General features: G+C 62.3%; 22 protein-coding genes. 20 read left to right on the plus strand and 2 right to left on the minus strand.

Translation table 11 applies throughout. The features are described 5' to 3' along the window. Window positions 1-294: 294 nt before the first annotated feature. The 20 genes from G7007_RS00715 (at window position 295) to G7007_RS00810 (ending at window position 17,556) form a co-directional block, all read left to right on the plus strand. Window positions 295-1,074, plus strand: coding sequence for a PFL_4669 family integrating conjugative element protein (locus G7007_RS00715; RefSeq protein ID WP_011871436.1), 780 nt, complete (start codon window positions 295-297; stop codon window positions 1,072-1,074). After that, window positions 1,071-1,598, plus strand: a complete 528-nt coding sequence (locus G7007_RS00720) for a DUF3158 family protein (RefSeq protein ID WP_011871437.1) — start codon at window positions 1,071-1,073, stop codon at window positions 1,596-1,598. Before G7007_RS00715 ends, G7007_RS00720 begins: the two co-directional genes overlap by 4 nt. Window positions 1,599-1,671: 73 nt before the next feature. Continuing rightward, the gene (locus G7007_RS00725; protein WP_009876576.1) at window positions 1,672-2,112 is read left to right on the plus strand and encodes a single-stranded DNA-binding protein; all 441 of its coding nucleotides are present in this window, start codon (window positions 1,672-1,674) and stop codon (window positions 2,110-2,112) included. A 279-nt stretch (window positions 2,113-2,391) separates the two neighbouring features. Beyond that, the gene (locus tag G7007_RS00730; protein ID WP_009876577.1) at window positions 2,392-4,413 is read left to right on the plus strand and encodes a DNA topoisomerase III; all 2,022 of its coding nucleotides are present in this window, start codon (window positions 2,392-2,394) and stop codon (window positions 4,411-4,413) included. A gap of 922 nt (window positions 4,414-5,335) precedes the next feature. Beyond that, window positions 5,336-5,548 carry a hypothetical protein gene (locus G7007_RS00735; RefSeq protein WP_009876578.1) on the plus strand — a complete coding sequence of 71 codons (213 nt, stop codon included), beginning with the start codon at window positions 5,336-5,338 and terminating at the stop codon, window positions 5,546-5,548. Between the two features lie 21 nt (window positions 5,549-5,569). After that, a complete protein-coding gene (locus tag G7007_RS00740) occupies window positions 5,570-5,962 on the plus strand; it encodes a hypothetical protein (RefSeq protein WP_009876579.1) in 393 nt (130 codons plus the stop codon). Window positions 5,963-6,176: 214 nt separating this feature from the next. After that, the gene (locus tag G7007_RS00745) at window positions 6,177-6,914 is read left to right on the plus strand and encodes a DUF5983 family protein (RefSeq protein WP_009876580.1); all 738 of its coding nucleotides are present in this window, start codon (window positions 6,177-6,179) and stop codon (window positions 6,912-6,914) included. A gap of 96 nt (window positions 6,915-7,010) precedes the next feature. Further along, window positions 7,011-7,289 carry a hypothetical protein gene (locus G7007_RS00750; protein ID WP_011871439.1) on the plus strand — a complete coding sequence of 93 codons (279 nt, stop codon included), beginning with the start codon at window positions 7,011-7,013 and terminating at the stop codon, window positions 7,287-7,289. Window positions 7,290-7,634: 345 nt separating this feature from the next. Next, complete coding sequence (locus G7007_RS00755) at window positions 7,635-8,564, plus strand: DUF3577 domain-containing protein (protein WP_009876582.1); 930 nt, start codon at window positions 7,635-7,637, stop codon at window positions 8,562-8,564. Between the two features lie 152 nt (window positions 8,565-8,716). Next, window positions 8,717-9,544: a DUF932 domain-containing protein gene (locus G7007_RS00760; RefSeq protein ID WP_011871441.1), complete on the plus strand. Its 828-nt coding sequence runs from the start codon at window positions 8,717-8,719 to the stop codon at window positions 9,542-9,544. A 95-nt stretch (window positions 9,545-9,639) separates the two neighbouring features. Further along, the gene (locus G7007_RS00765) at window positions 9,640-10,329 is read left to right on the plus strand and encodes a DUF3275 family protein (RefSeq protein ID WP_009876584.1); all 690 of its coding nucleotides are present in this window, start codon (window positions 9,640-9,642) and stop codon (window positions 10,327-10,329) included. 94 nt (window positions 10,330-10,423) lie between these two features. After that, a complete protein-coding gene (locus tag G7007_RS00770) occupies window positions 10,424-10,765 on the plus strand; it encodes a hypothetical protein (protein ID WP_011871442.1) in 342 nt (113 codons plus the stop codon). A 104-nt stretch (window positions 10,766-10,869) separates the two neighbouring features. Continuing rightward, entirely contained in the window at window positions 10,870-11,277 is a 408-nt protein-coding gene (locus G7007_RS00775) for a hypothetical protein (RefSeq protein WP_009876585.1), read from the plus strand. Window positions 11,278-11,293: 16 nt separating this feature from the next. Beyond that, window positions 11,294-11,554 (plus strand): hypothetical protein, encoded by a 261-nt coding sequence (locus G7007_RS00780; RefSeq protein WP_009876586.1) that lies wholly within the window; start codon window positions 11,294-11,296, stop codon window positions 11,552-11,554. 76 nt (window positions 11,555-11,630) lie between these two features. After that, window positions 11,631-12,281: a hypothetical protein gene (locus G7007_RS00785; RefSeq protein ID WP_009876587.1), complete on the plus strand. Its 651-nt coding sequence runs from the start codon at window positions 11,631-11,633 to the stop codon at window positions 12,279-12,281. Between the two features lie 64 nt (window positions 12,282-12,345). Beyond that, window positions 12,346-13,455, plus strand: coding sequence for a DUF6094 domain-containing protein (locus tag G7007_RS00790; protein WP_011871443.1), 1,110 nt, complete (start codon window positions 12,346-12,348; stop codon window positions 13,453-13,455). Window positions 13,456-13,505: 50 nt separating this feature from the next. Beyond that, on the plus strand, window positions 13,506-13,826 hold the full coding sequence (locus G7007_RS00795) for a hypothetical protein (protein WP_009876589.1): 321 nt from the start codon (window positions 13,506-13,508) through the stop codon (window positions 13,824-13,826). A gap of 89 nt (window positions 13,827-13,915) precedes the next feature. Next, the gene (locus G7007_RS00800; protein ID WP_009876590.1) at window positions 13,916-14,221 is read left to right on the plus strand and encodes a hypothetical protein; all 306 of its coding nucleotides are present in this window, start codon (window positions 13,916-13,918) and stop codon (window positions 14,219-14,221) included. Between the two features lie 137 nt (window positions 14,222-14,358). Continuing rightward, window positions 14,359-16,638, plus strand: coding sequence for a helicase-related protein (locus G7007_RS00805; RefSeq protein ID WP_011871444.1), 2,280 nt, complete (start codon window positions 14,359-14,361; stop codon window positions 16,636-16,638). Between the two features lie 138 nt (window positions 16,639-16,776). After that, on the plus strand, window positions 16,777-17,556 hold the full coding sequence (locus G7007_RS00810) for a competence protein CoiA (RefSeq protein WP_017514159.1): 780 nt from the start codon (window positions 16,777-16,779) through the stop codon (window positions 17,554-17,556). A 66-nt stretch (window positions 17,557-17,622) separates the two neighbouring features. On the opposite strand, the gene G7007_RS00815 is transcribed toward G7007_RS00810, so the two are convergent. Both G7007_RS00815 and G7007_RS00820 read right to left on the minus strand, forming a co-directional pair. Further along, window positions 17,623-19,437: an ATP-dependent helicase gene (locus G7007_RS00815; protein ID WP_020924957.1), complete on the minus strand. Its 1,815-nt coding sequence runs from the start codon at window positions 19,435-19,437 to the stop codon at window positions 17,623-17,625. Further along, window positions 19,424-21,187 (minus strand): ATP-dependent nuclease, encoded by a 1,764-nt coding sequence (locus G7007_RS00820; protein ID WP_134315833.1) that lies wholly within the window; start codon window positions 21,185-21,187, stop codon window positions 19,424-19,426. Before G7007_RS00820 ends, G7007_RS00815 begins: the two co-directional genes overlap by 14 nt. Between the last annotated feature and the right edge of the window lie 161 nt (window positions 21,188-21,348).

Here is a 21,348-nt window from a genome sequence, read left to right on the forward strand (position 1 = left end):
GGCCGTCAGTAGAGCTATCCCCTGGGGATAGATGTGATGCAAGGCGTAACACCGAAAGACACAGGCTGGGTGCTTCTGTCCACGGTGCTGCAGTGGCGTCCGGTTCCTGAGCGCACCCACCATCTGCGCGAGCAGCGCTCTGTGGCGTTTGATGGAGCTATCCCCTGGGGATAGCTCGCATTGCGGGCCGCCACCACCACGACAACCGGGGACCAGTTCATTTCGGTTTGTTGACTGACTGCCTTCCGCTGCATGCCGATCCTGACCGCTCCTTTTCCCAAGCGAGCGGACACCATGGCAACCAACGAACCTCTGCAACTCAATCTCGGCTCTTTGCGCAGCGCGATGTCGCTGACGCTTCACACCCACCACGCATCGCGCATCTGGCATGGCCGCGCCGCCGCCGAGGGGCGACCCGGCATCGTCGGCCTGAACGGCTACATCGCCGTGATGAACAAGATGAAGCGCGGCTCGGAACAGGATGACCCGTACAGCGACTGGTGGATGTTGCGCATCGAGGAAAAGCTCGACCAGGCCAAGACCACGTTGCAATCGCTGCGCGAGCAGGTGGACCAGGCATTGGCCGGCGTGCCAGCGGCGTTGAGCCTGGGCGAGAACCTCAACGTGCAACCGGTGAAGCTCCCCTTGTTCGTGAACGCGCAGCTCGGCTTTGCCGCGGTCTATCTCCTGGCCGACTATGACGACATCGCCCGCAAGCTGATCCTCGCCCATCACACCGCGCTGATCGATCGCTCGACATTGGAGCGGTGGCTCAACGAAGGCGCTCACACGCTGCGCAGCCTGTTCAGCCTGGCCCAGCAGTACCGCTACTCGGGATGCACCCGCGACGACTTCGCGGCCAAGAACGCCGCAGCGCGGGCGGCGCTGGAGAAGTTCGGCGACTTGCCGCAGGACGTGCTCGAAGGCGCTCGCCGCTCGAAGTTTGCGCCGCCCGTCGTGCGCCGCGGCCTGCAACAGCGCAGTGATAGCGCTGCCGCAGCCGCACCTCCCAGCGACGAAGGCACTGCCGCCGATCCGGCCGAGGCCAGCACCGGCGAGGACGAACAGGCATGAGCGACCCGAACCGCGAACCTCGCTACTTCCGTGGTCTGGAACAGCCAGCCTTCATGCGGCTGGAACACGCGGCCTCTCTAAAAGGCCTTTTAAAGCCTTTTAAAGGTAAAGGGGACTTCGAGGCCTGGGCCAGCCAGTGCTTCGCCATGCGCGACGAGTTGATTGCCCTGGCGCAGCGACAGGTGCTGCCACAGGCGTGCGGGCATCCCTTCCACCTGCTTCCCGTCGAGCTGGCCCAGCAGATAACTGGCGCGGGAACGACGTTCCTTCGCTGGCGCAAGCACGACCGCTCGGCCATGGGCGTGGCGCTGTGGCAGGAACTGGTGGCGAGCACCAGCACGCCGGTCAACCTGCTGGCCGACCTGCACGCGATCGAGTTACAGCGCATCACGTTGAACATGCAGATCAGCCTGCTGCACACCTTGGGCAGGCAGGCGCAGGAATGCGCCAGCAAAGCGGCCGAAGCGGACAACGCATACCTGCGCCGGCTCAAGTCCACCCCAACCGCAATGCGCGATCGGTGATTGCGCCAGACATCCCAGCACGCACCCGGCGCCGATGAGGCACGGGTATTTCAACCACCACGGAGATCACATCATGAGCACGCATTTTTCTGGCGAAGGCAATATCGGCTCGCCACCGGAGTACCGCGAATTCCCCAATGGCAACGACGAGCCCAACCGCCTGCTGCGCCTGAACGTCTATTTCGACAACCCCGTTCCCAAGAAGGATGGCACCTTTGAGGACCGTGGCGGCTTCTGGGCGCCGGTGGAAATCTGGCACCGCGACGCCGAGCACTGGCAGCGCCTCTACCAGAAGGGTATGCGGGTGCTGGTCATCGGCCGCATGGAGCGCGAGCCCTGGACGGACAACGAAGATCAGCCACGCGAGACCTGGCAAGTCAATGCGCGCAGCGTAGGCATCTTGCCGTACCGCATCGAGTCTGTGGTCCTCAGCCCGAAGCCACAGGAGGCAGAACCGAAGCCGCAGGCCGACCAGGAATCGACCGCGCCGAAAGAGACGAAGCGCCGGAAGTGACCCGGCATGGAGGGCGGCTGCCGCAGCGCTTCGCCGCCCTCCATGCGCCGCGAGCTATCCCCAGGGGATAGCTCCATCAACGTCCACCGACTTCCACGCGTTCCCGCGAATCGCCGCTCCCGAACCGCATACCTCCGGCCACTCGCCATTACCGCACAAGCCCTTCCATCCCGTGAAAGCGGTCGCCGCCGCGTGCCGCTTGTTTGCTGCTGCCCCCGGTGGTGCTCGGCATCCTCGATCCCAGCAACTCCATGAACCATGGGAATCGGATGAACGGATATGCGGCTGTTCTTGTGCGAGAAGCCCTCCCAGGGCAAAGACATTGGCCGGATTCTCGGCGCCACACAGCGCGGTGAAGGCTGTCTCAACGGTTCCGGCGTCACCGTCACCTGGTGCATCGGCCATCTCGTAGAAGCCGCTACGCCCGAAGCCTACGACGAGCAGTTGAAGCGCTGGTCCATCGAGCAGTTGCCCATCATTCCCCAGCATTGGCGGGTCGAGGTCAAACCGAAGACCGCCACGCAATTCAAGGTCGTCAAGGCGCTTCTGGCGAAGGCGACCCAGCTTGTCATCGCCACCGATGCCGACCGCGAAGGCGAGTTGATCGCCCGCGAGATCATCGAACTGTGCGGCTACCGCGGCCCCATCGAGCGGCTGTGGTTGTCGGCACTCAACGATGCGTCCATCCGCGCCGCCCTCGGCAAGCTACGGCCCTCAGCCGAGACGCTGCCGATGTACCACTCGGCGCTGGCGCGATCCCGTGCGGATTGGCTGGTGGGCATGAACCTCAGTAGGTTGTTCACGGTGCTGGGGCGGCAGGCCGGCTACGACGGCGTGCTGTCGGTCGGCCGCGTCCAGACCCCGACGCTCAAGCTCGTCGTGGACCGCGACCGCGAGATCGCAGCCTTCGTGTCCGTGCCGTACTGGGCCATCGTCGTGTCCCTGTCCGCAGGTGTCCAGGCTTTCACCGCGCACTGGGTTCCACCCAATGCCTGCACCGACGACGCAGGCCGCTGCCTGCAGCAGCCGGTCGCACAGCAGGCCATGCAGCAGATCCGCGCTGCGGGCAGCGCCCACGTAGTGTCGGTTGAGACCGAGCGCGTGCGCGAAGGCCCGCCGCTGCCGTTCGACCTGGGCACCTTGCAGGAGGTGTGTTCAAAGCAGCTCGGGCTGGACGTGCAGGAAACCTTGGAGATCGCCCAGGCCCTGTACGAGACGCACAAGGCCACGACATACCCCCGCTCGGATTCCGGCTACCTGCCCGAGAGCATGTTTGCCGAAGTGACCACCGTTCTCGACAGCCTGCTTAAGACCGATCCCTCGCTGCGCTCGATCATAGGCCAGCTCGACCGTTTGCAGCGCTCGCGCGCCTGGAACGATGGCAAGGTCACGGCCCACCACGGCATCATCCCGACGCTCGAACCGGCGAACCTCTCCGCCATGAGCGAGAAGGAACTGGCCGTGTACAGGCTCATCCGGGCGCATTACCTAGCGCAGTTCCTCCCTCACCACGAGTTCGACCATACTGTGGCCAAGCTTTCGTGCGGTGGGCAGAACCTTGCGGCCACGGGCAAGCAGGTTGTCACGCCGGGCTGGCGCCAGGTGCTGGCCGAGCCGCAGTCCGAGGACGGCGATGGCGACGGCGACACCGCGGCCCGCGCCCAGGTGCTACCGGCGCTGCACGAAGGTCTGGCATGTCAGGTGGCCGATATCGATCTGAAGGCACTCAAGACGCTGCCGCCCAAACCGTACACGCAAGGCGAGTTGGTCAAGTCTATGAAAGGCGTCGCCAAGCTGGTGTCCGATCCCCGCCTGAAGCAGAAGCTCAAGGATACGGTCGGCATCGGCACCGAAGCGACCCGGGCCAACATCATCGGCGGCCTGATCGCCCGCGGCTACCTCGTAAAGAAAGGGCGCGCCATCCGCGCCTCGGATGCGGCTTTCACCTTGATCGATGCCGTGCCTGCGGCGATTGCCGACCCCGGCACCACCGCCGTCTGGGAACAAGCGCTCGACATGATCGAAGCCGGCCAGCTCACGCTGGATGTGTTCATCGGCAAGCAGGCCGCATGGATTTCGCAGTTGATCGCGCAGTACGGCAACGCGTCCCTGTCTATCAAGGCTCCCCAAGGGCCGACATGCCCGCAGTGCGGCGCACCCACGCGCCAGCGCAGCAGCAAGAGCGGCCCGTTTTGGTCGTGCAGTCGCTACCCGGACTGCAAAGGCACGCTGCCGGTCGAATCCGGCAGCTCCAAGCGCGCCGCCTCGCGCCCGCGCCGTAGCGGCCGCAAAGGCTCCTGACCGATCCCGTTCCCCGTGAGCCGTGCCCGCCTTCGGCGGCGTGGCCCGTGTCCCGCATGCCCTGCGGGACGCCCAGCGCGCAACGCCTTCTTGATTTGTGTGCGCGTCCCGCCCAGCCGTCCCCGGCCGCGGGACCTGAAGGTAGCTTCTCTGCGAGCCGCACCACGCGCGTTCTGTTGATCTGCGTTTCTTCCGCCCTCTGCGAAGGGTCTCCCGGTGGCTTGCCAGCGTGCACGAGCCACCGGGAGACCCTTCGTGGTCAGCGGTAATCGGTGCCGGTGCCCGCCGGTGCAAAAACGGGCTCCCTTTGTGCGCGGATGTGCGCCAGACGATGCCGGCCCCAGCCACGACATGGGCCGGGTGTGATTGCTGAGAGCAGACGGTTCTAGCGACGACCGGGCCTGCCAATCAGCCCACGGGTGGCTCCTCTTTCCTCCCGAGCCGAAGGCCGCAGGGCCTTCGGCGCCTTTTTCCTGCCCATCAACGTCCCGGTCCGGCCATTGGCCTGGGCCACACGAACAGGAGAGATGACATGCACCCTCAATATTGCGCGCAACTGCTGTACGGCAGTGTGTGCAGCGGCATCGATCCAGCTTCTCCTACCCGTCCTGACAGCCCCGCACTTGCTGCGGGGCTTTCTTTTTCCACGTTCGCCAATCGGGGCTGTAGCAGGTGCCGATTTCCGGCTGACGTGGCTCGACTCGCGCACGAAGCTGCCTGCATGTGTCGCTGATCCGTCAGCACCATGCCAGCAGCCAGGGTTTCCAGGCTGCCGCGGATTCTCTCCGCGCCACCCGCCAGTCCGCCATCGCATCGAGTCTGCGGACGCGCGTCCTCGTGACGCCGATGCTTTTTCTCAACCGCATGCGGGAGCTGCCATCCCGTGAGGGACAAGGCCCTCGCTTCTCCAAGGAGCCCATCCATGTCCCAGCAAGCCTCTTTCGGCCAGTTGGCCTTGATCCATTGCGGCAAGTTCCTGCCGCTCGAAGTCCTGCATAGCGCCGCCGGCCACTACATCGGCACGCGCGATACCGAAGGTCCCGTTTCGCGGGAATCCAGCGAGTACTTCCGCAGCTATGTCGCGGCTCAACGTGCCCTAGAAAGAGGCGGCTGGTCCCAGCTCGCCACGCCCTGATCCAACTGGAGGAATCACGTCATGAACCAGCTTTTGCCACAGGAAGTCGTCGATCAGATCATGCGGGAAGAGCAGCATTTCGCCGCCGCGCCCCAAGCCTTCTTCGAGGCCTGGAAGCGCGGTGTCGAGATCGCTGGCCCGCAATGGTTTGGCGACGGCACACGCGAAGGCCTGAACCAGGCCAAGAGCAAGTGGGATCTGCGTCCCGACATGCTGCGTGCCAACGACGCTCTCGGCGTCCTGAGCAGCGGAGAACGCATGTTCCTGTCCGCCATGTTCAGCTTCTACAACGCGCGCGAGGGCGGTGCCATGCTCAAACGCTGCCACTTCCAAGGACTGTCGGACTTCGACGGTCTCGATCTGCAACGCCGCAAGGTCATCGCCGACCTGCTGGTGAACTACAGCGGTTGGTGAGCCGGCTTCCGGAATATCACCACCTTGTCGTTCGCCACCCCATGAGGGACATGCGCCCACCAGGCCATGTCCCTCAATTTTCCCTCCGTCAGCCAGCGCGGATTGGCCCAAAGCCATCGATCAGTGCCGCCTGACGCTTTTTCGACTTTCAACCCACCGGGGTCCAGTTCCCGGTGGCGGGGATTGGCTCCATTATTCAATCTGGAGAAATCCTATGACCCAGAATCCCAACCCCTTTGTACGCGGCTACTGGAATCTGAAAATCGTCCGAACGCTGTGCATCAGCTACGAAGACGGAAGCCCGCATGTGTGGCGAAACATCCACGCGAGCCAACAGCACCTCTCCGACGAGGAGCTGGTTTCTTCCCCCTGCATCGTCACCAGCGACTTCGCGGTGGTCAGGAATGGCACTGTGCCTGTCAGTGCCGAACTGATGGCCGAATGCGATGCCATTGAAGGCGTCAGCGGCGAAGGCGTGGTGGGTGCGGTGGTTTATGCCATCCATGGCGACGACCTGGACGGTCGCCCGGTCCACGTCGGTGATACCTATTCGGCCGAGGCCGCGCGAGACGTGGTGCAGCGGTTGGGTTTCGAGACCGGCTATTACAGCCGATGCTGGGAAATCAGCAGCGCGCACATCAGCCAGGAAACCGGCCAGTACCTGGCCAGCCTAGCGGACCTTGCGACACCGGAGGCCTTTCTGTTCATCGCCTTCCGGGTTCCATACAGCCCAGCGATCGGCGTCAAGCTGATTTCCACGCCCTGGACAGACAAGAACCTGGAGTATGCCGAGGGCATCAGTGCGGAGCAGCTTCGGCAGGAACACCGGGACAAGGGCATGCCTGACGACCTGGCGAACATTCTTGAATTGGCCGGCCAGGCCGATGTGCGCATCCTCATCCTAGACGCTGACGCACCCGCGCTACTGGGCCTGCCACTGGCCGAGATCTAGCAGACGCGCGACGCGCAAGCCTTCCCCTTTATCCCCCACATGCCAGCCCGCCTCCCACCAGGAGCTGGGCCGGTTCAATTCCATAGGAGCAATCTCATGTTCCCCGATCTCATCTCGCCTACGCCTGACTTCGAGAATCAGCTTGGAGCCTGCGTTAACGCCATGAGCCAGAACGACGCCATCGGCCAGATTCTGGTGTTCGAGCGCATGAGCGGCACGCTGCACATGCGCCATATCGACAGCGCCGATCTGATGGACACCGACATTGACGACTACGAAATGGTCGTGTTTGACGGTGGCAATACAACCGGCGACACGTGGAAACACGTGTTCTTCCCACGTCAGCGCGAACACTATTTCGTGTACGAAGCCTGACATCTCCAGCCCCTTTCGAGGGGCTTTTTCTTGCGCTGAACCGGGCTGCGTGGACAAAGGGAAACACCCGGATGCCAATTGATTGCTGCCGCGCGCGCAAGGGCCGCCCATGCTGACCCCATGCCTGCTGACGTTGTCAGCGACATGCCAGGCAATCATCGGTCTTCGAGGTTGCGGCGCAGTTTCCACTGCGTGACCGAGCCAGCTCGCACCGCATCCATACGCGAGCGGCCACCAGTCTCTGGTGGTGGATGCTTTCGCCTTATCAACCCACCGCGGGGTTACGCACCTTTCCCCGCATGCGTGGGCTCGGTGTGTCTCCGCTTTTCCCAATGGAGATTCACCATGAACACCACGTCCAACGAGAAATCGTATTTCGACCTCCACACATCGGGCATCGGCTACATCCAGCGTGTCCGTGAAGTGCCCGTCAGGGGCGGCCGCCGTGCGCAGCCCTTCCTGGCATGCACCATCGCCGCATTGGTCGGCCCCGCCAGGGACCCCAGCTACCGCTACTTCGATGTCAAGGTCTCGGGTGCCGAGGCCAAGAAGCTCGTTCAGCGCTACATCGGCGTTGACGATTCCAAGCAGCGCCCGCTGGTGCGCTTCCGCCTCGGCGACCTTTGGGGCGATGCGTACATCCGCGACAAGGGCGAAAACCAGGGCAAGGCCGCCGCGTCCCTCAAGGCGCGACTGCTCAAGGCCGAGCCGATCGAGCGGGCCGAACTGGCTTCAATCGAGCAGCACGAGCTGATTACCCGTGGCATCGGCTACCTCAACCGTCCGAAGGACGTCACCCCCAAGGATGGCGATCCGTTCCTGTCATGCTCCATCGCCGCATTGGCCGGACCTGTCGATGAACCGGAATATCGGTACTTCGACACGATCGTCGCCACCCTCGGGGCCGAGCATCTGGTTCGCCGATGCGTGCAGGCCATCGAAGGGGATCGCAAGGTGCTGATCGCCTTCCGTCTCAACGACATGAAGATCGATCCGTACATCCGTACCAAGGGCGAGCACGCTGGGGCACCGGCCGCAAGCCTGGAGTCGACGCTGATCCACATCGGTCTGATCAAGATCGATGGCACCCAGGTCTATCCGATGAGCCAGGCGCAAGCCGAGGCGCCAACGGTGGAGGACGCACCCGCGCCCGAAGCCGACAACGCCATCGACACTGCCGCCGACGCCGTTTCCGACCTACCCGTCGAGTCCGCCGAGCGCGAGCCCGAGGGTGAAGTCGAGGAGCAGGAGCCGGCCTTGGTCGCTTCGTTTTGATCCGGCATGGCCCCTCATGGGGCCTTGTCGCTTCTCCTCCCTAGCATCCGCCGCGTCCCCAAGACGCCAAAGGTGCTTGCGTCTTTTCATCCCCCGAGTCCCGCGTGGTCACACGACCGCGCGGTTACCGCATTTCTCAAAGGAGATCAGCCATGTCTCTGGCATCCCGTTTTGCTCCGCAATCCCCGATCCTGCGCTCCGATCGCCCACTCTCGGACGACCGTATTCGTGCCGTTGTTCCCTCGATCTTTGCCGACGCTCCGCATGGGAGCCGGTCCGATCGGTATGCCTACATACCGACCTCGGTCGTGCTGACCAGGTTGCGCCAGGAGGGTTTCGAGCCCTTCATGGTGTGCCAGACGCGCGTGCGCAACGAGGATCGGCGCGAGTACACCAAGCATCTCATCCGACTTCGCCATGCAAGCCAGATCAACGGCGACGAGGCGAACGAGATCATCCTGCTCAACAGCCACGACGGCACGAGCAGCTACCAGATGCTTGCCGGCATGTTCCGGTTCGTCTGCCACAACGGCCTGGTCTGCGGTGACACCACCGCCGACATCCGCGTTCCTCACAAGGGCGACGTGGCAAGCCAGGTGATCGAAGGTGCCTACGAGGTTCTCGAAGGCTTCGAGCGCGTGCAGGACGCGCGCGATGCGATGCGCACCATCACCCTCGATGAGGGCGAAGCGGAAATCTTTGCGAATTCCGCGCTCGCACTCAAGTACGACGACCCGGCCAAGTCCACCCCTGTCACGGAGAGCCAACTTCTGGCGCCCAGGCGCTGGGACGACCGCAAGAACGACCTGTGGGCCGTCTTCAACCGCGTCCAGGAGAACCTCGTCAAAGGGGGACTGAATGGACGCTCGGCCAATGGCCGCAATCAACGCACCCGTCCGGTGCAAGGAATCGACCAGAACCTGCGCCTGAACCGGGCGTTGTGGCTGCTGGCCGAAGGCATGCGCCAGCTCAAGGCGTGATGCCAAGCGGACCTCGCCCAGCTCGGGTGAGGTCCATTTCCTCTCATCCACCGGGCGCCGTCGGCGGCCCGCTATTCGTCATCAGGAGAACCAACATGGCAACCACATCGGCGCCCGAGCAATCGGTATCGCCCATCATTGTTCCGGGCCAGCTCACGCTGCGCACCATACGCGGCAAGAACGGCCCGTTCACCGTCGGCCGCCTTGTCACCCCCATCGGCAAGTTCGCGGTCAAGGATGCGGAGCTGGAGCAGTACCCCGAAGGAAAATACGACGGGGAATTCATCATCCGCTACATCTTCCCGAAGTCCTATCCGGTCGGCGACGGCATGCGGTTCGAGATCCGCGCCAACCTGGACGGAATGACGCTCAACGGAATCGACAAACTGAGCCGCGACGAAGCCCGAAGCTTCGCCACCCAGGACGTCGATCCACTCGATGAAGAGCTGGGGACGCAGCCTGCAGCAACGCCGGCCAAGTCTGCCAAGGCCTCCACGCCCGCCAAGCACGCACCCGTGCAGGCGTCGGCGGATCCTCTGGTCGATACCACGCCCTTCGGTGTGGATGCGCCGACGCCCGCTGCGGCGGCTGCCCCCGGCAGCACCGAAGATGGCGACGCCGCTCTGTTCGGTCTGCTGTGGCCGCTGGGCGAGTCCGTGAAATTGGATTCGACCATCGACCGCCGCGCCCTGCGCGCGCAGATCGCCCGCCTGGGCGAACTGGGTTTTGCGTTGGACTTCAAGACGCAGGAGTGGAGCCGTCAGGCCGAACTGCAACCTGCGTGATCGCAGACGCCGCATCCGCGGTGTTCTTCATCCACCCGCCGGGGTTCCTTCCCCCTGCGGGGGAGGCCTCGGCCATTTTCTGGAGGTCTCCATCATGTCCACCATCGCTTTCGATGTACCCCGTTCCGCGCTGGATGAATCCGCATGGCGAGCTGTTTGCAAGACAGCCGCCGAGCACGCCCAGCGTGGTTGCGGCCTGTCCTGGGATCATTGGGTCACGCTTTTCAGTTCGGAGATCGACGCGCAAGCTAGTCGGTTGCCGGAAAGCCAGCGAGCTCAGGCCCTGGAAATCGCAGCCCACGAATGGGACTACGCAACACCCGCCGAGCGGCAGGAAGCCCAGGACTGGAATGCGGAGCATGGCTATTGCTCGCATGGGATCGAGTTCGGCTACTGCCCGGCCGGTTGTGATCGCGACGATGACGACTGGGACTAAGGGCAAAGCATAGGTTCCTTCGCCGCACCTGCGGCTTTTCATCACCCGCCGGGAGGCCCTCCCCGTGGGGAGGCCTCCGGCTCTACTTTTCCAGGAGGCCTCTCATGGGCTGGTATTTCTCACCCCAATCGCGGTCTGAACTGATCGCGGAACTGATCGCACCGCAAGAGACCGAGCGCGCCAGCGTCAAGGTCATCGCCCACGCGCTGCGCGGCAACGTCCTCTGGTCTGTCGCGGAAGTGACGGCCAAGGTCGAAGGCGTACATCGTGATCTCGCGCCGGGCCAATCCCTGCGCTACATCCGCTGCGATCTGCTTGAACGCAGCGGCGGCCAGTGGGGTTACAAGCCGCTGGACGAGTCCATGCACCCGTACTACTACTCGTGCCCGCTGTCCTATCTGGACCTTGCACCGGAGCAGTCTGCCGAATGGCGTGCAGGCGTTCGCGCCTACCACGCTCGGCGACGCACACCCACGGCTGTCACGGCACCCGCCGCAACGCTGATGGTCTGAGCCAGGAGGAACCGACATGGACCTGATCCTCGCTGCGCTCTCCCCCTCGCTGCTGGCGCTCGTTGAAGGGAGTTTGTCCAACGACGAAGTGTCCTCCGACGAGGAGATGCTGGAGTACTTCATCAGCAACGGCCTCACCGAGAAACAGGCGCGGCAGGCACTGACCTACCGCGACCAGTACCTCAACAACATCTACCTGGACGGCTTCACGCCGATCACCGCGGTGGACGAGGTGCTTCACTTCAACCCGCACACCCGGCAGTTCGAGCCGGACTGAGCGGTTTTCTTCCACCCCCAGGGGCAGCACTTGCCCCAGCGGGCGGTGCTGTTCCCGTTCATCCGAGGACACCACCATGCCCGCACACACTTCTTCCACCACGCTGTACCGCATCGACGAATGCCCGGATGTGATGGCCGACGCCTGCGTCGGCGACGACCAGGGCAACCTGATCTTCCTGTCGATCTGGGCGCGGGACACCGCCGTCCAGCAGTTCCTCGCTCGCCTGACCCTTGGGCGCGACGAGCAGGGACTGGACCAGTTTCACGTCATCACCGACCAAGGCGGCAGCGTCCCGGTGTTCATCGGCAACGTCGATCGCCTGGAAAAGCGCATCACGCGCGCCTACCGGCGAACGCTGTTCGGTTCGCTGTCCAACGTGTGGCTGTTCGACCGGCGCTGCGTCAAGCCCGACAAGGCCAACGCCAGCGCGCTGGCATTGCTGCCACGCGACAGCGCCCACCGGCTCGACCGCCTGTGGACGCTGGTGCGGGACACGTGCCCGTTGCCGCTGCTCGACCACTGGCGCGAGACCGTGCTGGAACTGCTGCAAAGCCGCGAGATGCTGGGCCGCCTTCCGTTCGCCCTCGGGCCGCTGGAAGGCCATCGGCTCGCCATCGACGTGCCGACGCTGACCCTGGCGCTGGGCTCCCTGATCCGCAGTGACGTGCTCACCGCCTATCCATACCCGGCCAAGATCTGGACGCCGGAAGTGGTAGCGGCCTGACCCACCCTCGGAGGCACGCCTTGGTGTGCTTCCGTCTTTCATCCCCGCCAACCAGGAGACTTCCATGGCCCTCATGTTCCCGCGGCTTGCCCGCAATTTCGTGAAGAACGGGTATTTCCCGACTGATGAACCCACGCTCGAAAGAGCCCTCAACGCACTGATGCCCAGCGACGGGCCGATGTGCATCCTCGATCCCTGCGCCGGCGAAGGCGTAGCGATCGCCGAAGCCGCCCACGCCCTCGGGCGCGAGCAGGCCAAGGCGTTCGCCGTTGAGTTCGACGCGGAGCGGGCACGCCATGCCCGCGGCCTGGTCGATCACTGCCTGCACGCGGACCTGATGGACACGATGGTCTCCAAGCAGTCGTTCGGACTGCTCTGGCTCAACCCGCCGTATGGCGACCTGTCCAAGGACGTCAACGGCAACATCGGCTATCAGGGCCAGGGTCGTGCCCGCCTCGAAAAACTGTTCTACCAGCGCAGTTTGTCGTTGCTGCAATACGGCGGCGTGCTGGTCTTCATCGTCCCCGGCTACGTGCTCGACGCGGAGCTGGTCGGCTGGCTGACGCGCCACTACACCGACCTGCGCATCTACCGAGCGGTGGAGACGCAGTTCAAGCAAGTTGTGATCTTCGGCCGGCGGGTGCGCCAGCGCGAGCAGGCCTCGGATGGCGTCAAGGCCGTGCGCAATCTGCTGCTGCAGGTTGGGCAAGGCGAGATCGAAGCTGACGAACTGCCGAGCGAATGGCCGTTCCTGCCGTACATCGTCCCCGCCAGTCCGGCCGAGCCGGAGCATTTCTTCCGCGTGACGATGGAGCCCGAGCAGTTCGCCGACGAGGTTGGCAGGCTGCAAGGCCTCTGGCCGTCGCAGGACACGCACCTGGGGGCCGCGCAGCAGTCGCTGCGTCCACCGGCGCGGGCCTTGTCCCACTGGCATCTCGCCCTGGCTCTGGCCGCAGGCGCGATCTCGGGGGTTGTGCGCTCCAAGACGGGGCGCGTGCTCGTCGTCAAAGGTGACACCCACAAGGACAAGACGCTCCAGCGGGAATTCACCGAACGCGAAGACGGCTCCATCGCCGAGACCCGCATCCTCACCGACAAGTTCGTACCTGTCATCCGCGCGTGGGACATGACGCCTGGCTCCCCGACACGGGGCGACGTCTTGACCATTCGTTAATCCACCGGACGCGCTGCTGTCCTGCTGTACCACATCGAAGGAGAAACACCATGTTCCCAAATCTGTTCAAGCGGCCCGCGCCGCAGAAGCAACCGTTGTTCGCACCGGGCTCGCTGAAGTTGAGCGAGAAGGTGCATTGGTTGGCCCGCAAAGGCCTGATCGACCCCTTGACCTATGTCCAGCGCCATGTGCGCGGTGACTGGGGCGAGATCGACAAGGCCACCCGCAAGGCCAACGACGTCGCACTCCAACAGGACAACCTGATGATCTCCTACTACCGGATCACGCCGGAGCTGGTTCTGATCGTCAAGACCAGCGAAGACCACCAGACCACGGTTGTCCAGCTTCCCGAAGAGCGCGACATGATCTGAAGTCACCCATCGTCATCCCAGTCACCTGACGGAGCCACTTCACTCCGCCAGGGGTGTCGTGGCTCAATGAATCCATCAAGGAGGAATCCATGGCATCCCGACACATCGAAACCTACTGCCAGGACCTGCTGTTTCCGGTAGGTGCACTCATCCTCAGCGAAGGTATCGACCGCCTGGTCCGCGCCGGTCGTCTTGACCCGATTCCGTACTTCCGTCGCCATGTCCGTGGCGACTGGGGGGACGTCAGCGACGGGCAATGGCAAGCCAACGGCATCGCACTTCAATCGGGTGCTTTGCTGGAATCGCACTACGTGATTCATCGTGCGCTGCGCATTCGCATCGTCACCGATGCGAAACGCCATCTCACATCCATCGTGCTGCCGTCCGAAGACTAAGCACATTTCACCAGCAGGCCGCCAGCGCCTGCGTTTTCCATCCACCGTCGGCCGTGTGCCGATTGATCTTCCCACCCTGGGGCAGGCCATTGCCCCTTTGGGGGTGGTGCATGCCCCATTTTCTTTGGAGCATCACCATGTCCCTCGATCTCGAAAACACTACCGCCGAAGCCACGCCCGTACAGGGCGAACTGCTCGACGCGGAATCCAACCCTCTGACCCTGAGCCTTCAGGATTTTGTCGGCGAGTTCGGCGACGAACTGCTCGACGCCCTCAACAGCGCCAATCCGCCGGTCTATACCGGCCAGCCGCAGGCGCATCGTCAACTCGTCGTCGCCAGCCTCAAACGCAAGCTATTCCAAGCCCAAGCCGAAGTCGTCCATGCCGCCGCCGAGCTGCTGATCGACCGTGGCGAACACGCCGCGATCGTCAACGGCGAGATGGGTTGCGGCAAAACGACCGTTGGTATCGCCACAGCCGCCGTGCTCAACGCCGAAGGCTATCGCCGTACCCTGGTTCTTTCTCCACCGCACCTGGTCTACAAGTGGCGGCGCGAGATCCAGGAGACGGTGGCAGGCGCCAAGGTCTGGGTGCTCAACGGCCCGGACACGCTGGTCAAGCTCATCAAGCTGCGCGAGCAGTTGGGTGTGCAGCCCACGGGCCAGGAGTTCTTTGTCCTGGGGCGCGTCAGGATGCGGATGGGATTCCACTGGAAGCCTGTCTTCACCACGCGGCGCACCCGCCATGGCGACGTGGCAGCGTGCCCTGACTGCGGCACGGTCATCACCGACCTCGACGGCGAGCCGGTCAACCCGGTCGCGCTCGAAGCCGAGGAGTACCGCAGGAAGTGCAGCCATTGCGCCGCGCCCCTGTGGACATTGATCCGCCCGCGCAGCCTGTCCGGCAGCGACCAGTCCTCGGCCGTGCTGAAAGCGTTGAAGCGCATCCCGACGATCGGGGAAGTCACCGCGCAGAAGCTGATGCAGAAGTTCGGCGACGGGTTCCTGGCGTCGATGCTGGGCGACAACATCCATGAGTTCATCAACCTCATGGACGGCAACGGCGAGCTGGTGTTTTCCGACCGTCAAGCCACGCGCATGGAACGTGCGATGGCCAACATGGAGTTCGGTTTTGGCGAGGGCGGCTATCAACCGTCCGAGTTCATCAAGCGCTACCTGCCGCAAGGCACGTTCGACCTGCTCATCGCCGACGAGGCCCACGAGTACAAGAACGGCGGCAGCGCCCAGGGCCAGGCCATGGGCGTGCTGGCGGCGAAGGCTCGCAAGACCTTACTGCTGACCGGCACGTTGATGGGCGGCTACGGCGACGATCTGTTCTACCTGCTGTTCCGAGCCCTTCCCGGGCGGATGATCGAAGACGGCTATCGCCCGACCACGAGCGGCAGCATGACCTCGGCCGCGATGGCGTTCATGCGCGATCACGGTGTCCTGAAGGACATTTATTCCGAGAGCACCGGGACGGCGCACAAGACCGCGAAAGGCACGAAAGTCAGTGTCAGAACGGTCAAAGCTCCGGGCTTCGGCCCCAAGGGCGTGCTGCGCTGCATCCTGCCGTTCACGATCTTCCTCAAACTCAGAGACATCGGCGGCAACGTTCTGCCACCGTATGACGAGGAGTTCCGTGAAGTCGCGATGGACACGGCGCAAGCCGCGGCCTACCGCGATTTGGCGGGTCGGCTGACCGCGGAGCTGAAACAGGCTCTGGCGCGACGCGATACAACCTTGCTGGGTGTGGTCCTCAACGTGCTGCTGGCCTGGCCGGACTGCTGCTTCCGGTCGGAGACCGTGGTGCATCCGCGCACACGCAATACCTTGGCGTTCGTCCCGGCTCAGTTCAACGAGTTCGAGATCAGCCCCAAGGAGCGTGAGCTGATCGACATCTGCAGGGAAGAGAAAGCACAGGGCCGCAAGGTTCTGGCCTACACGGTCTATACCGGCACGCGCGACACGACTAGCCGGTTGAAGGTATTGCTGGAGCAGGAAGGCTTCAAAGTGGCGGTACTGCGCGCAAGCGTGGATGCCAGCCGCCGCGAGGACTGGATCGCCGAGCAGTTGGACCGTGGCATCGACGTGCTCATCACCAATCCCGAGCTTGTCAAGACGGGATTGGACCTGTTGGAGTTTCCGACGATCGTGTTCATGCAGTCGGGCTACAACGTGTATTCGCTCCAGCAGGCGGCACGCCGCTCTTGGCGTATCGGGCAGAAGCTGTCCGTGCGCGTGATCTACCTGGGCTACGCCGGCTCCTCGCAGATGACCTGCCTGGAGCTGATGGCCAAGAAGATCATGGTCTCGCAGTCCACTTCGGGCGATGTACCCGAATCGGGGCTCGATGTCCTGAACCAGGATGGTGATTCCGTCGAGGTCGCATTGGCCCGGCAATTGGTAACTGCGTGATCTGCTGTCTGCCGGCATCCTTTCGGGGGTGCCGGCATTTTTCTAGGAAATTGCTGCTCGGAGGATTCGATCACCGCCCCGGTCCCAGCGCGGGGAAGGCTAAACTGATCAGACAATACCGAGATTCAAGGAGGCACTATGGCTATGGTGATCGAAGCAGCATATGCAGATGGTACTGGTGCAGCCAACGCACTGCATATGTCTCAGGCGCAGTGGGAAGAGTTGCAACGGGCGTACTGCGTCGGTGATCTGCTGATGCCTTGCTGCAACGCTCCAGCGATTCCCAAGGTTAGTGCTAATGGGTACCCCTTCTTCGCGCATCTAGGAGGTGCGTGCAGTACTTCCGAAGAAAGCCAATGGCACCTGGCGGCCAAGATACTTGTGCGCAGCGTGCTTGAAGATCTTGGATTCCGTGCCTCGGTTGAAATGCCGGGTTCGGGTGATGCAGGTCGCTGGCAGGCTGATGTCTGGGGTGAGCGCAATGGGGTTAGGTTGGCTGTCGAGATCCAAAGATCGTATCAGTCGCTCCGTGACTACCGTAAACGCCAAGAGCGGTACCGCGAGGCGGGCATCAAGTCTCTTTGGTTGCTGCGGCAGGAGCGATATAGCACTCTCACCAAGAGCATGGGAAAGGAGCGTCTGCGCACCGAGTTTGGGGGCAAGTTCCCTTCGGCCGGCCACTTCGGCCCGTGCCTTTCTGACCTGCCGGTCGCGATGCTTGAGCTAGATCCGGCCCCAACGGTCAAGGGTGCCGGATTCTTCAACGCAACCCTTCCAAACATACTTGAAGCAGTGCTTAGTGAGCGCTTTCTTTGCATCAACGGTCTATGGTGTATCGATAACCTAGACTCGATGAATAACGCCGCCAGACTCGCGCGCGAGCGTTTCGCAGCCAATCGCTTGGCTGCAAAGATGTAGCTCGACTGTGGTGTTGCTCGACATGCGCCGACGCAGCACCGACACTCCAGATTCCCGGGTTCACACTCAAATGCCAGCGGCACGCATTCGCGCCTCCAGCTCATCAAGGAATGGCGAGCGCCCAAAGCGCATAGGGCCATAGCGGCCATCAACGAAGCCCGAATACAGCATGTGGACCTCGTCGCGAGCACGTGTGAGTCCCACATAGAAGAGCCGGCGACTTTCGCGCAACTTCTCTGGAGTTTCATTGCGCCACGGCAGATTTCCGAGGTCGAGTCCAACCATGATGACGACGTCGTACTCACAGCCCTTTGCGGAATGCAGTGTCAGCAGATTCAGGTGATCGGGCGAACCGTCCCGACCGCCCAAACTCGTGATGTCTAGCGAAGCCAGTGCACCGCCTTCAGCGAGCGCTGCCGTCATGCGATCCAGTTGCTCCTTCTGATCAGCGAGCGCCAATTCAGCCGCCAGCAGATGATCCACTACACCGTTGCGCAGCGAAGCAACAAATTCTCGCGCAGGTTGCTGGTCAGCACGCAGCTCCCATAGCAAGGCGGTTAGCTCTTGCTCTTCGCGCTTGGCCTGTGAATCGTCCAAGCTCGCCCGATGAAATGCGCGATAGCGGTCGAGTAGTCCACGCAATTGTGGGCGTCCAACACGCCAGCCACCCGCGCACCACGCCGCACAATCTTCTACCCAACTTGTTAGGGCAACCTTGCGGTAAGGTGCTGCGGTATCCACACGGATGTGATCGAGACCACCGGTTGCCACAGCTTCAGCCACGATATCGCCTGCGCGATAGTCTTTGTATAGGATCGCGATATCGCCCAGTGTTCGTCCCGGCTTGGAGGCTAAGGCCGCCGGAATGATCTGCGCGACGGCGTGCGCAGCCTGGTCCGCCATACCACCCGGGCGCAGGACAAATTCGATGGTCGTTTGTCGCGCAGGATCGCTCGCTTGATAGCCTCGGGCTTCTCCAAGCGCCATCTCTGACGCAGTCACGATCCCTGCACCAGAACGGTAATTTAATTGAAGCTGGACAGGCTCAATGTCTCTGCGAGCCGCCAATTCCATGAGCAACGCGCCATCAGCTCCCGTAAATCCATATATCGACTGATCCGCATCCCCGACAGCGAAAAGTCGGACACCCCCGTCGAAGGCAAGGCGTTTGACGATGCGATGCAGTGCCACGCCTAAATCCTGGTACTCATCCACCGCGAGCACGGGGAATTTTGCCTGAACCAGAGGTAGTACCCAGTCGTGCTCGGCGATCAAACGCTGGCCGAAGACAACCATGTCATCGTAGTCAATCAGCCCCTCGTCGCGCAGAGCGGCCTCGTAGGCCTCGGCCCAGGCAGCGAGTTCCTCCTCGCTACGCCAAGCGACGCTATTTCGATTGAGCACGGAACGGCGATGCCGCCCGAGGTCAATAACTTTGTACGGATGGTTCTGGCCGAAAAGCGCATCTCCAGTTTGCTTCAACAACCGATCACTGACTCGTTGAGTGGCTACCGAAAGTGGGAAAGATATGGGCAGGCCGGCCAGGCGTCCATACGGCATCAAGAGATGACGCAGACAGAACCCATGGACCGTACCAATGAAAAGATTAGGTGCCTGCTGAAGTCCCAAGTTTTCAATTCGGCGAGCGAGTTCGCGAGCGCACTCCTGGCTATAAGTGATGCACGCAACGCCACGAGGGGCCTCGACGTCTTCGGCCAGGATGCGGGCGAGCTTTAGGACGAGTGTCTTGGTCTTACCGCTCCCGGGACCAGCGAGTACCACACAATGTCCTTGAGAGTTGTAAGCTGCCAACTGCCCTGGATTTCCAGCCAACTCGGCAGCCTGCGCCAGGTAGGCTGTACCGACGTTACGCGACGGCATCGCGGATATGCTCCAGCGCAGAGCGAATGTAGGCCGGGCAAACGTCCTCAGACACCGACGGCGCAAGTGCCTGTGCAAATCTCCCCTTGCCAATCCGTTCAATCAACTTCAGCAGCCGGTCTTCATCGACCTGATCCGGATCATCCACCCACTCTTGCAATGCGTCCCGGGTGACTTGCCTCAGCGGCAACTCCTGCTCGATTACCGACTTCATCGCCTCGGTCATTCCGGCGGCAAATAGGTCGGATTCCAGCGTGCTCTCGTTGACGAAGTATCCAAACTCTGCGGCGTATTTGAGCACCTCATCTATATCCAGGTCATCGTAACCATATTCGTCATCGACCTCGTTTAAGAGATTAATTAATCGCCTGTGGGCTAGTGGAGGTTTGCCATTGACCGGGTCGCGATCTGTCAAAATTACATGTGGAATATTTAGCCCTTTAGGGCCCAAAAGCTTCACATAAGGAGTGAAGTTCGTCCCCCCGACCGAGCACACAGTGATTCCAAGTATGTCGAAAGGAATCCCGAGGGCGTCGGCGAACGCGGGAATGATGAAGCGCTCGGCGTCCCCTTCAACCAGAATCACTCCCCGGGAAAATAATATTTCTCCGCGAGTGACGTCGATGTAGCGCTGGAGGTCGTCTTCATCCCTCTGTGTGAAAGGTGTGTTCGCGGTCGAAACCGCGACGGTTTTCCCGTCCGTTGCGTTATGACGCAGGAGAACGATGGACCTAATCGGTGTAACGCTTGCGATATGCGGCGAGTGAGTAGTGAGAATTGTCGTCAGTGGAGGGGCTTCGTCCTCATCTTCCGCTCTTGTGCCGAGAAAGTAGCGATAGACAAGACGCTGGACATGCGGATGCAGGTGCGCTTCGGGCTCCTCGACGACGAAGAATGTGTGGTCGCGCTCCCCCTCGGAGACGAGACGGTCGAGTTCGAGGCTCTTCAAGGCCAGGAAGATCAGATTCGCCGTTCCTAGGCTGGCATCGCCGACACCGCGAACACCGTTGTCGATAAGCAGCCGAAGGCTACGCAGCAATGCATCCACTCGTGTAGGTGCAAGTCCGAGCGATACCGGGACAGCATGTTGCCCCCCGGCGATTGCGATCAGCCGTTCGCTGATCCGTTCTGCTGTCGCTACCACTTCCTCGTGTCCAGCCAGCTCTCGCTGTGCTTGGTCGACCTGATTCTGAATCTCCTCACGGGCGTCATCATCCAACGACGCGGCAAGATCCTCAATGAGTGGCCTCAATGGCGAATTGCGCCAGCTCGCAAGGTCCTTCTCAGCGTCACGCAGGGCTACCTGAACATCTATTGGCAACATCCGGCGAAGTGCGCCGCCGATACGCATTTCGGGATCGTTGCCACCGAAGATCACATACTCATAGTCCTTCAACGATTCCGGGGCGCGCCCCAGGCCCGCCTTAGGCTGGAAGCGGTAGGTGAGTCGGGCCACCATGGGTGGGCCAGGATCAATCACGCAATCGTTGAGGTGAGCCATCAGCCGGGGATCGTTTGTGAAGTCCGTTAGATCCACAGAGACCTCAATGGTCGCACCAACCTTGTCTTCGCCAAGTCCGTCCCAGAAATGTTCAAGCCCCAGTTGTCGATCGCGTTCAGACAAGCCCGGATCAAGGATCAACTGCAGGCCGCGAATGAAATTGCTCTTGCCAACCTTGTTCTCTCCCACGATGACGATACTTTCCCCCGTCTCGACATCAACATCCGAGAAATTGGCGAAATTGATCAACCTGACCCGAGAAACCCTCATTTACGCCCCCGTCCACTGGTGTTTTAACAAATAGTAGCAGTCAAGCGGCCGGCCTCCATCCGCCGACCGCGACTGAGCTTTTCCGTTTCGGCGCCCTCAAGGCCGCTTTTGTTCGACTAGACCGCTGCCGGCAAATCGGA

Source organism: Pseudomonas entomophila (assembly GCF_013523125.1).
In the GTDB taxonomy this organism is placed as follows: Bacteria; Pseudomonadota; Gammaproteobacteria; order Pseudomonadales; family Pseudomonadaceae; genus Aquipseudomonas; species Aquipseudomonas entomophila_B.